12 protein-coding genes are annotated in these 11,062 nt (G+C 66.5%); 11 read left to right on the top strand and 1 reads right to left on the bottom strand.

Features of this window, described 5'->3' with window-relative positions; all coding sequences use genetic code 11:
* From ACE3RX_RS16540 to cydX, 3 genes are all read left to right on the top strand, one after another.
* On the top strand, positions 1–1,398 hold a 1,398-nt coding region (locus ACE3RX_RS16540), incomplete at its 5' end, for a cytochrome ubiquinol oxidase subunit I (RefSeq protein WP_374486066.1).
* A gap of 11 nt (positions 1,399–1,409) precedes the next feature.
* Positions 1,410–2,552: a cytochrome d ubiquinol oxidase subunit II gene (gene cydB / locus ACE3RX_RS16535; protein WP_374486064.1), complete on the top strand. Its 1,143-nt coding sequence runs from the start codon at positions 1,410–1,412 to the stop codon at positions 2,550–2,552.
* Positions 2,553–2,564: 12 nt separating this feature from the next.
* On the top strand, positions 2,565–2,681 hold the full coding sequence (gene cydX, locus ACE3RX_RS16530) for a cytochrome bd-I oxidase subunit CydX (protein ID WP_374486062.1): 117 nt from the start codon (positions 2,565–2,567) through the stop codon (positions 2,679–2,681).
* Between the two features lie 101 nt (positions 2,682–2,782).
* Here cydX and ACE3RX_RS16525 read toward each other — a convergent pair whose 3' ends face one another.
* The gene (locus tag ACE3RX_RS16525; protein WP_374486060.1) at positions 2,783–3,721 is read right to left on the bottom strand and encodes a helix-turn-helix domain-containing protein; all 939 of its coding nucleotides are present in this window, start codon (positions 3,719–3,721) and stop codon (positions 2,783–2,785) included.
* Between the two features lie 239 nt (positions 3,722–3,960).
* On the opposite strand from ACE3RX_RS16525, the gene ACE3RX_RS16520 reads away from it, so the two are divergent.
* The 8 genes from ACE3RX_RS16520 (at position 3,961) to ACE3RX_RS16485 (ending at position 11,020) form a co-directional block, all read left to right on the top strand.
* A complete protein-coding gene (locus ACE3RX_RS16520; RefSeq protein ID WP_374486058.1) occupies positions 3,961–4,779 on the top strand; it encodes an SDR family NAD(P)-dependent oxidoreductase in 819 nt (272 codons plus the stop codon).
* Between the two features lie 10 nt (positions 4,780–4,789).
* Positions 4,790–6,496 (top strand): FAD-dependent oxidoreductase, encoded by a 1,707-nt coding sequence (locus ACE3RX_RS16515; RefSeq protein WP_374486056.1) that lies wholly within the window; start codon positions 4,790–4,792, stop codon positions 6,494–6,496.
* The gene (locus ACE3RX_RS16510; protein ID WP_374486054.1) at positions 6,493–6,843 is read left to right on the top strand and encodes an NIPSNAP family protein; all 351 of its coding nucleotides are present in this window, start codon (positions 6,493–6,495) and stop codon (positions 6,841–6,843) included. Before ACE3RX_RS16515 ends, ACE3RX_RS16510 begins: the two co-directional genes overlap by 4 nt.
* A 3-nt stretch (positions 6,844–6,846) precedes the next feature.
* The gene (locus tag ACE3RX_RS16505) at positions 6,847–7,623 is read left to right on the top strand and encodes an SDR family NAD(P)-dependent oxidoreductase (RefSeq protein ID WP_374486052.1); all 777 of its coding nucleotides are present in this window, start codon (positions 6,847–6,849) and stop codon (positions 7,621–7,623) included.
* Positions 7,624–7,750: 127 nt separating this feature from the next.
* A complete protein-coding gene (locus tag ACE3RX_RS16500; protein WP_374486050.1) occupies positions 7,751–8,602 on the top strand; it encodes a branched-chain amino acid ABC transporter permease in 852 nt (283 codons plus the stop codon).
* A complete protein-coding gene (locus ACE3RX_RS16495) occupies positions 8,599–9,609 on the top strand; it encodes a branched-chain amino acid ABC transporter permease (RefSeq protein WP_374486048.1) in 1,011 nt (336 codons plus the stop codon). The genes ACE3RX_RS16500 and ACE3RX_RS16495 overlap by 4 nt, the downstream gene beginning before the upstream one ends.
* Entirely contained in the window at positions 9,606–10,325 is a 720-nt protein-coding gene (locus ACE3RX_RS16490) for an ABC transporter ATP-binding protein (protein WP_374486046.1), read from the top strand. Before ACE3RX_RS16495 ends, ACE3RX_RS16490 begins: the two co-directional genes overlap by 4 nt.
* Positions 10,322–11,020: an ABC transporter ATP-binding protein gene (locus ACE3RX_RS16485; protein WP_374486044.1), complete on the top strand. Its 699-nt coding sequence runs from the start codon at positions 10,322–10,324 to the stop codon at positions 11,018–11,020. Before ACE3RX_RS16490 ends, ACE3RX_RS16485 begins: the two co-directional genes overlap by 4 nt.
* Positions 11,021–11,062 lie beyond the last annotated feature (42 nt).

The following is an 11,062-nucleotide window of genomic DNA, read 5'->3' as shown; positions in this document are numbered from 1 at the left end:
ATGACCCGCTTCTGGGGCAAGCTGTTCGGCATCAACTTCGCGCTGGGCGTCACCACCGGCATCACGATGGAGTTCCAGTTCGGTACCAACTGGGCCTATTACTCCCACTACGTCGGCGACATCTTCGGCGCGCCATTGGCCATCGAAGGATTGATGGCCTTCTTCCTCGAATCGACGATGATCGGCCTGTTCTTCTTCGGCTGGGACCGGCTGTCGCGCAAGCAGCATCTCTTAGTGACCATCCTGATGGCGGTGGGCACCAACCTGTCGGCGCTGTGGATCCTGATCGCCAACGGCTGGATGCAGAACCCGGTGGGAGCGGAATTCAGCTACGTGACGATGCGCATGGAGATGACCGACTTCTGGGCGCTGCTGTTCAACCCGGACGCCCAGGCCAAGTTCGTGCATACCGTGTCGGCCGGCTACGTAACCGGGGCGATGTTCGTGCTGTCGATCTCGTCCTGGTACCTGCTGAAGGGGCGCGACGTGGAGTTCGCCAAGCGCAGCTTCGGCATCGCGGCGGCCTTCGGCTTTGCGTCGGTGTGTTCGGTGATCGTGCTTGGCGACGAGTCGGGCTACACCGTCGGCGAGGCCCAGCAGACCAAGCTGGCCGCCATCGAGGCGATGTGGGAGACCGAGCCGGCGCCGGCCTCGTTCAACCTCATCGCCATCCCCAACGAGGCGGAAATGAAGAACGACTTTGCCATCGAGATCCCGTGGGTGATGGGCATCATCGGCACGCGTTCCCTGAGCAAGGAGATTCCCGGCATAAAGGAGATCAAGGCCAAGAACCGGGAGCGCATCGTCGCCGGCATCGGCGCGGTGACAGCCCTCGAAGCCCTGCGCCGCAATCCGGATGACGTGCACGCCCGCGAGGCCTTCGAGCGGCACAAGGCCGATCTGGGCTTCGGGCTGCTGCTGAAGAAATACACGGCCGACGTGAGCCAGGCGACGCCGGCAATGATCGACCGCGCGATGAACGACACGGTGCCGCGCGTGACGCCGATGTTCTGGAGCTTCCGCCTGATGGTGGCTTTCGGCTTCGGCATGCTGGCCTTGTTCAGCCTGGCCCTGTGGTACTCGGTGAAAGGAAGCTTTGCCGACAAGCCCTGGCTGCTGCGCTGGGCCGTGTATTTCCTGCCGGTGCCGTGGCTGGCCTGCGAAGTGGGCTGGTTCGTCGCCGAATACGGGCGCCAGCCGTGGACGATCTACGGCGTGCTGCCAACTCATCTGTCCGTTTCGACGCTCAGCGTGGAAAGCCTGTACGGCTCGCTCGCCGGCTTCGTCGGCTTTTACACGGTGCTTCTGGTCGTCGAGATGTACCTGATGACCCGCTTCGCGAAGCAGGGCCCCGGCAGCCTGGGGACAGGCCGTTACGCCAACGAGGCCCATGCCTGAAGGAGATGCACATGTTGCTCGATTACACGACTCTCAAACTGATCTGGTGGCTGCTCGTCGGCGTGCTGCTGGTGGGCTTCGCGATCATGGACGGCCACGACATGGGCGTCGGCACACTGCTACCCTTCGTCGGCCGCGACGATGTGGAACGGCGGGTCATCATCAACACCGTCGGCCCGCACTGGGACGGCAATCAAGTGTGGTTCATCACCGGCGGCGGGGCGATCTTCGCGGCCTGGCCACTGGTCTATGCGACGGCCTTCTCGGGCTTCTACTGGGCCATGCTGGCGGTGCTGTGGGCGCTGTTCTTCCGGCCGGTGGGTTTCGATTACCGCAGCAAGATTGACAACCCAACCTGGCGGCGCACCTGGGACTGGGGGCTGTTCGTCGGTGGCGCGGTGCCGCCACTGATCTTCGGTGTGGCCTTCGGTAATCTCTTCCTCGGCGTGCCGTTCAGCTTCGATACGCAGCTGGTGTCCACCTATTCGGGCTCGTTCTGGGAATTACTGAGCCCGTTTGCGCTGCTGTGCGGCGTGGTGTCGTCGGCGATGATCAGCTTCCATGGCGCGATCTACCTGGCCCATCGTACCCAGGGCGAGATCCAGTGGCGTGCGCTGAGGGCTGCCGGCTTCTTCGGCGGATTGATGCTGCTGGCTTTTGCAGCAGCCGGCGTGTGGCTATGGATGGGGATTCCTGGCTACGTGATCCAGTCCGCGCTGGATACCGCGGCCCAGCCGAACCCCCTCGCCAAGACCGTCATCCGAGAGGCTGGTGCGTGGTTCGCCAATTACCGGCATTACCCGCTGACCTTGGCGTTGCCGGCTGTGGCTTTCGTCGCCGTGCCGGTAGCCCAGGCGCTGGCGCGTTCGGGGCGCACGATGGCGGCCTTCTGGGCGTCGGCGCTGGCCATCGTAGGTGTCATCGGAACAGCGGGCGCGGCCTTGTTTCCGTTCATCCTGCCGTCGTCGATCGATCCCAACGCCAGCCTCACGGTGTGGGACAGCGTGTCCAGCCAGCTCACCCTGACCATCATGCTGGTGGCCACGTTGCTATTCATGCCGATCATCATCACCTACACCGCATGGGCCTACCGGGTCATGGGCGGCAAGGTGACCGCCGCCTATGTGCGGGAAAACAGCCACTCGGCGTATTGAGGAGAAAGACAGATGTGGTATTTCGCCTGGATTCTGGGAATCGGCTTCGCGGTGTTGCTGGCCATCCTCAATGCCCTGTGGGCTGAGCACGAGGAGAGCCGGCGCACAGGGCAGCGTGCCTCCCGGTAACTGATGACTTCCCGCGGCCCTGGCGGGCCGCGGCCACCTGCGCCGGACCGGTGAGCGTTTGAGGAGGCGCCCATCATTCGATCCGTCGACTGCAGCGCAGGTCATGCCACGCTCTCCACCTCGCTGCCATCCTGCTGGCGCATCTGCTGCAGAACCTGCTGACGGAAGGCTCGCGGACTCATCTGCGTGTGCTTGCGGAAGAAGCGGCCGAAATAGGCCTCGTCGTTGAATCCCAGCGAGGCCGCCAGCTGCTTGACGCTATTAGGAGTGTAGACCAGGTCGCGCTGGGCTTCGTGGATCAGCCGCGCATTGATCACGTCCAGCGCCGATACGCCCAGCAACTCGCGGCAGATCCGCGACAGCTGGCCGGGCGTCATGCCCATCTCATTGGCATATTCCGATACCGGTTGATGGCTGCGGAACTTCTGGTCCACCAGCGTCCGGAAGCGCTCCACCTGAGCGGCCTTGCGCGACTGGGCAGCCACCGGCGCCGGTTCGAGGACGCTGCTCAAACGCGATATCTGCACCAACAGGGCAGTCAGCAGGGCCATCCCCGCGGCAGAGTGGCCCTGGGCATGGGTGTGAAATTCCCTTTCCGCGGCGAGGAAGAGCGGCATCAAGCCGTCGGCGTAGCGGCTCGACTCGGCATGTGCAATCACTGCCGGGCTGCGGATGGTCTGGACCAGCTCGGGCATCAGCATGCCGGCCACCGATTCGAGCGGTTTCTGGGCCGCAGTGATCACCGGTCCGTCGGTATCAGCCGAGTAGTGGAAGCCGTGCACGGTGCGCGCCGGCACCACTACTAGACACGGCGCGACCATCTGCCACTTGGTGTTGTTCAGCAGCACCTCCCCGTGCCCCTTCTGCATGTACAGGATCTGCAGGAAGCCGTCGTGAGTGTGTGGCTGGATTTGCCAGTTGTAGGGCCGCGAGCGCTGCGGAATCCACTCGAAATCGTAGGAGTCGTACCAGCCTGGCTGAGCCTGGTCGCCGTACAGGGCGTAGTTGGGAATCGCGGTGCGGCGTGTCGGGGTGTGCACGATTTGTCCTATTTTTTGCCGGAAATGTGAATCAACGGGGCGGCATTTGCCTCGATACTCAATCCACCAAAAATACTTATCAATACATAAGGTGGAGTGATGATATCAAAACCCGTTTCACCGATAAATTCAAAACTAATCAGACAATTAGAAATCGATTGTGGCCTTCGGGTGGAGCCTGAATGCATTCTGTTCGGTGATGTATCCCACCCTGAAGTGCCCGGTCAGGAGTGCACGAAATGATGCAAGTGCACAATTCAAGCTGGCTCGGGTTGGATCGAAAAGTCTGTGTCGTGACGGGCGCCGCCAGCGGCATCGGTGCGGCGATCGCTCGCAGCCTCGCTGAAGCCGGAGCGAAGGTCGCGCTGCTCGACCGGGATGCGGACGGCTGTCGTGGTGTTGCCGAAGGCTTGGTGGCAGCCGGCGCGGAAGCCGTCGGCCTGGGCTGCGACACCTCCAGCGCCGAAGGGGTGGCGATGGCGGCGGCGGCGGTGGCCGAGTCCCTCGGGCCGTGCGACGTGCTCATCAACAACGCCGGCGTGCTTTCTGCCGGTGGGCTGGATGTGGTGTCGCTGGAAGACTGGAACCGCGTGCTGGCGGTCAATCTCACCGGCTACCTGCTGTGCGCCCGCAGCTTTGCGGCGCAGATGGCGGAGCAGGGCAGCGGCAGCGTGGTCCATGTGGCGTCCATCGCCGCGCACTTTCCGCAGACCCGCAGCGGCGCATACAGCGCCAGCAAGGCCGGTGTGCTGCTGCTGTCGCGCCAGATGGCGGTGGAGTGGGGCGACAAGGGGGTGCGCAGCAACGTGGTGTGTCCCGGCATGATCCGCACCCCGCTGTCGGCACGCTTCTACGAGGAACCCGGCTTCGAGAAGAAGCGCGCGGCGGTCACCGCCAGCCGGCGCATCGGCGAGCCGCGGGACATCGCCGACGCGGTGCTCTACCTGGCCAGCCCGCGGGCGGCCTACATCAACGGCGCCGAGCTGGTGGTGGATGGCGGCATGTCCTCGATGCTGATGGACATGGTGCCGCGTCCTGGCTACAACCAGACCGCCTGAGGAGAGACGCATGAATGCACATCCCGACTGCGACCTGCTGGTCGTCGGTTCCGGCGCCGCCGGTCTGGCCACCGCCATCACCGCCCGCAAACGCGGCCTCGACGTCATCGTCATCGAGAAGGAACCGGTCTTCGGCGGCACCACGGCCCTGTCCGGCGGCGTGCTGTGGATTCCCCTCGGGCCCCACGGGCGCAAGCAGAACCCCCGCGACACCCGCGAGGCGGTCAAGACCTACCTGATGGCCGAGACCGGCCAGTACTACGACGAAGCCGCCGTCGACGCCTTTCTCGCCAACGGCCCGCAGATGGTCGAGTTCTTCGAGCGCGAGACCGCGATGAAATTCGTGCCGACCCTCTACCCGGACTATCACCCGAAGGTGAAGGGCGGCGTCGATATCGGCCGCTCCATCCTGGCCGCGCCCTTCGACATCCGCGGCCTCGGCGAGGACATGGCGCGCCTCAAGCTGCCGCTGAAGACCATCACCTTCATGGGGATGATGTTCAACTCATCGAACGCCGATCTGAAGCATTTCTTCCAGGCCACCAAGTCCCTCACGTCCTTCGTGTACGTGGCGAAGCGCCTCGCCAACCACATGAAGGAGCTGGCCCTGTACCGCCGCGCCATCAACGTCACCAGCGGCAACGCGCTGGCCGCGCGGCTGACCAAGTCGGCCCTCGATCTGGGTATTCCGATCCTCACCGACTCGCCGGCGCGGCAGATCCTGATGGACAAGGGGCAGGCCGTCGGCGTGCTGATCGGCGGCGCCAGCGGCGAGCGGCGCATCACCGCCCGGCATGGCGTGGTGCTGGCCTGCGGAGGCTTTCCGCATGACGTCAAGCGCATCGCCCAGGCCTATCCGCACCTGGCGCGGGGCGGTGAGCACCTATCGCCGACGCCCCGCGGCAACACCGGCGACGGCGTCAACATGGCCGAGGTGGCGGGGGCGGCGGTGGACATCCGCTTCAAGGACACCTCGGCGTGGATGCCGGTCTCTCGCGTGCCCTACGGCAACGGCGAATACGGCGTCTTCCCGCACCTGCTGGACCGCTACAAGCCGGGCATCATCGGCGTGCTGGCCAATGGCAAGCGCTTCACCAACGAGGCCGAGTCCTACCACGACGTCGGGGCGGCGTTGATCCGCGCCTGCGCCGGCCAGCAGGAAACCGCCATGTGGCTGATCTGCGACAAGCCGACCCTTGGCAAGTACGGCCTTGGCTTCGTCAAGCCGGCGCCGATGCCCATCGGCCGTTTCATCAAGAACGGCTACCTGATCAAGGGCGACACGCTGGCCGAGCTAGCGCGCAACGCCGGCATCGACCCGGCCGGCCTTGAAGCCACCGTGCGCGACTACAACGTCGGCGCCGAACGCGGCGAGGACACCGCCTTCGGGCGCGGCAGCACCGCCTTCAACCGCTATCTGGCCGACCCGGACAACAAGCCCAATCCCTGCGTGGCGCCAGTCCGCCAGGGGCCGTTCTTCGCGGTCAAGGTGGTGATGGGCGACCTGGGCACCTTCGACGGCATCAAGACCAGCGTGGTCGGCGAAGTGCTGCGCCGCGACGGGGCGCCGATCGCCGGGCTGTACGCGGTCGGCAACGACCGGGCCAGCATCATGGGCGGCAACTACCCGGGCGCCGGCATCACCCACGGGCCGAACATGACCTTCGGCTTCATCACCGCCAACCACATCGCCGACCAGGCCGGGAGGGCCGCATGAATCCGCATTTCGATCCCGCCGCGCTGCCGCTCATCGACCACCGCGTCTACACCATCCGGTTGCGGAAGATGAACGAATTCCTGGAGGTCTTCGACCGGCTCGCGATGCCGATCCTCCTCGAAACCCTGGGCAGCCCGGTCGGCGCGTACACCAGCCTGGTCGGGCCGCAGAACCAGTTCGTGCACCTGTGGGCCTATGCAGACCTGGCGGACTACGAACGCCGCAGCCGGGCGCGCGACACCCATCCGGATTTTCCGGCCTATCTGGCGGCGTCGGCGGACTTGATCGTCGCCCAAGAAACCCGCCTGATCCGGCGGGCCGACCTCGCCACGATGCGGGGGCGCTGAGCCATGGCGACCGATCTGCAACGGGTGGCCATCGTTACCGGCGCGGCCGACGGCATAGGCTGGGCCACCGCGCAGGCCCTGGCCGCCGAAGGCTGCGGGGTGGCGCTGGTGGATCTGCGCGAGGACCTCGTGCGGCAACGGGTCGATGAGCTGGGCGACGCGCACCGGGGCTACCGGGCGGACGTCTCAGTCGAAGCCGACGTGGAGGCGGTGCTGCAGGCCGTCGTCGGGCACTTTGGCCGCGTGGATGTGCTGGTGAACAACGCCGGTGTTGGTGACCAGACTGCGCCGACGCTGGAGCAGAGCGTCGAAGGCTTCGACCGGGTCGTCGGCATCAACCTGCGCGGCAGCTTCCTGTTCAGCCGGGCCGCAGCAAAGGTGATGGTGGAGCAGGGCGGCGGGGCGATCATCAACCTCGCCTCCATCGCCGCTGTCGCCGGCATTCCGGGGCGCAATGCCTACGGTGCGGCCAAGGCCGGCGTCTCCGCGATGACCCGCTCGATGGCCTGCGAATGGGCCCGCCGCGGGGTCCGCGTCAATGCGGTGGCGCCTGGCTATGTGCGCACTGCGCTGATCGACGATCTGGAGCGGCGTGGCGCCTTCGACGCGGCCGCGATCGAGGCCCGTACGCCGATGGGGCGGATGGCGCGCCCCGAGGAGATCGCCGAGGTCATCGCTTTCCTTGCCTCGCCGCGGGCCAGCTACGTCACCGGCGCCACGCTGCACGCCGACGGCGGCTGGCTGGCTTTCGGCGCCCCCGAGAACGCCCTCGGCCCCTGAGCCCGTTCCCACAACCCAAGGAGGAGAACACCACGTCCGCAACATGCCGGGACGGGGCGGGGACGCTTGCGTCCATCGCGTCTGCCACCCGGAGCAGAAAACCATCAATCCCACGGAGGAGAGACACGTGTTAAGCATCAACATCTTCAACGGGCTGGTCTATGGGGCGTTACTCGTCGTAATGTCCTCGGGCCTTGCCCTCATCTACGGGCTGCGCCGGGTGGTGAATTTCGCCCACGGCTCCCTGTACATGCTCGGCGCCTACCTGGGCTACACGGTGGCGTCCCATACCAACTTCTGGGTCGCCCAGGTGGCGGTACCGCTGCTGATGGGCCTGCTCGGCCTGGCCCTCGACCGCTTCGCCTTCCGCCCGCTGCAGGACCGCGATCCGCTCTCCGTCATCCTGGTCACCTTCGGCCTGCTGCTGGTCCTCGAGGATCTGGTCCAGACGGTGTGGGGCAAGAGCAACCTGTCGGTGCCGGCGCCCGAGCTGCTGAGCGCCTCGGTGGACCTCTTCGGCATGTCGGTGCCGGCGTACCGCATCGCGGTGATCTTCTTCGGCCTCATGGTGGCCGGCGCGCTGACCCTGTGGCTGCGCTATTCGAAGATGGGCCTGTTCGTGCGTGCAGCCAGCACCGAGCCGACCATCACCTCCATGCAGGGTGTGAACGTGGATCGCCTCAGCGGCTTGGTGGTGGCCGTCGGCACCGCGCTGGCCGGGCTGGCCGGCATCATTGCGGCGCCTTTCCTGTCCTTGTCGCCGTCGATGAGCAGCGACGTGATCATCGATTCCTTCGTGGTCGTGGTTACGGGCGGCCTCGGCAGCCTGTCCGGGGCTTTTGCTGCGGCGCTGCTGCTCGGCCAGGTGCAGGCCGTCGGCGCGGTCTATCTGCCCGAGTTCGCCACGGTGCTGCCCTACGTGTTGATGATGGCTGTGCTGCTGTGGAGGCCGGCGGGTTTTGCCGGGAACCGCGTATGAGCCGCGAACTCACCAACGGGCGTATCGCCGGCGGGGTGGCGGTGGCCTTGGCCGCGGGGGCCGTCGTGGCGCTCACCGTCACCTCCGAGACCGTGCTGTCCCTGCTCACTCAGGCCACCATCTTCGCGATCTTTGCCCTCGGCGTCGGCATCCTGCTGCGCCAGAACGGCATGGTCAGCTTCGGCCACGCGGCCTTCTACGGGCTGGGCGGCTACGTCGTGGCGATCCTGCTGCAGCGCCAGCTGATGTCGGCCGAGATGGCCCTGGTCACGGCCTTCTTCGGGATCGCGCTGTTCGCCTTCCTGATCGGCTTCGTGGTGGTGCGTGTGCCGGGCATCGCCTTCGGCATGCTGACCCTGGCCCTCGGGCAGATGTTCTACCAGGTGGCGTCCCGCTCGCGGAACCTCACCGGCGGGGCGGACGGCATCAACATCCCGTGGCCCGACACCTTGTTCGGCCTGGACATCTCGCTGCTGACCCGTCAGGACGCGATGTTCTACTTCGCGTGGAGCGGCCTGGTGCTGAGCATCGGCATCGTCGCCGCGTTGATGGCGAGCCGCTTCGGCGCCACCACCGAGGCGATCCGCGACAATGAGGAGCGGGCCCGCTTCATCGGCATCCAGACCCTGCTGCCGCGTGTGCTGATCTTCACCCTGTCGGGCACCGTGACGGCGCTGGCCGGCCTGATGTCGGCCTTCCAGACCGCCTTCGTGTCCCCCGAGAGCATGCACTGGAGCGTCTCCGGCACGGCGCTGATGATGGTCATCATCGGTGGCTACCGCTACCTGTGGGGGCCGGCCCTCGGCGCCATCGTGTTCTTCATGAGCCGCGACCTGGTGGGCGACTTCGCCCAGCACTGGCTGGCCATCTTCGGCGTGGCACTGATCGTCGTCATCGTCTTCGCGCCCCAGGGCATCAGCGGCGCGCTGGCCCGCCTGTTCCGGCGCAAGGCCGTCGTACCCCAGGCCACGCCGGCTGTCATCCACAAACTGAAGGAGCGGACATGAGCGCACTCTCCCTTGAAGTCGAAGACGTGGCGGTCCATTACGGTGGCGTCAAAGCGGTCGATGGCGTGTCCATCAGCATTCCGCCCGGCGAGGTGCGTGGCCTCATCGGCCCTAACGGCGCCGGCAAGTCCACCATCATCGACGCCATCACCGGGCGGCGCCCGCCGACCCGCGGCCGGGTGCGCCTGCGCGGCGAGGACGTCACCGCCCTCGGCGCGCTGGAGCGCCGCCGCCGCGGCCTGTCGCGCTCCTTCCAGCGCACCAGCATCTTCCACGGCATGAAGGTCGGTGCGCAGGTGGAACTGGCGTCTTGGAAGATCGGCGCCGACAAGCCGGAGGCCGACGCCCGCGAAGTGCTGCGCCAGCTCGACCTGCTCGACATGGCCCAGGTCACCGCCAGTGATCTCGGCTACGGCGAGCAGCGCCGCCTCGACCTGGCGCTGGCGCTGGTCGGCCAGCCCTCGCTGCTGCTCCTCGACGAGCCGATGGCCGGCTTGTCGGCGCAGGAGTCGGAAGACCTGGCGCACCACCTCAAGGTGCTCACCGGGCGCCGCGAGGTGTCGATTCTCCTCGTCGAACACGACATGGACGTGGTGTTCGGCATTTCCAACGCCGTCACGGTGATGGAGCTCGGCCGCGTCATCGCCAGCGGTGCGCCGGCCGAGGTGCGCGCCCATCCCCGTGTGCGGGAAGCCTACCTGGGGAGCGCCGCATGAGCACGCTGCTGAAATTCGAGCGGGTGAACGCCTTCTACGGCGCCGCCCACATCCTGCACGACATGAACCTGGAGATCGCCGCCGGCGAGCGGGTGGCGCTGATCGGCCGCAACGGGGTCGGCAAGACCACCTGCGTCAACACCTTGCTCGGGGTGGCCAGCCTGCGCGGCGGCAATATCGCCATCGGCGGCAGCGGCCTCAAGAAGCCGCGCCCCTACGTGGCGGCCGGCCTCGGCGTGGCGGTGGTGCCCCAGGGGCGCGGCATCGTCGCCAACCTGAGCGTCGAGGAGAACCTGATCCTCGGCACCGCCGCCGGGCGTAAGGGGCACTGGACCGTCCCGCGCATCTACGAGCTGTTCCCGATCCTCCGCGAGCGCGCCCATACGCCGGGCACGGCGCTGTCCGGCGGCCAGCAGCAGATGCTGGCAATCGGTCGGGCGCTGATGTCCAACCCGGCGCTGGTGATCCTCGACGAGCCGACCGAGGGCCTTGCGCCGGTGATCGTCGACCAGCTGGCGACCATCTTCAACCAGGTGGCCGACCTGGGTACCGCGCTGCTGCTCATCGAGCAGAACCTCAGCCTGGTGGAGCGGGTGGCCCATCGCTACTACGCGATGGCCAAGGGCGCGGTGATCGGCCAGGGGCCGGTGAACGCCGCCGTAATGCACGAACTCAAGGAACACGTGGTTGCCTGAACGGCCGCGTATCCCTCGCACTACATCCAGCACAACAACAGA

The organism is Zoogloea sp. (assembly GCF_041914405.1).
Lineage (GTDB): Bacteria > Pseudomonadota > Gammaproteobacteria > Burkholderiales > Rhodocyclaceae > Zoogloea.
The sequence above is the reverse complement of the archived record's forward strand: the minus strand, read 5'-3'. Positions and strand labels throughout refer to the sequence as shown.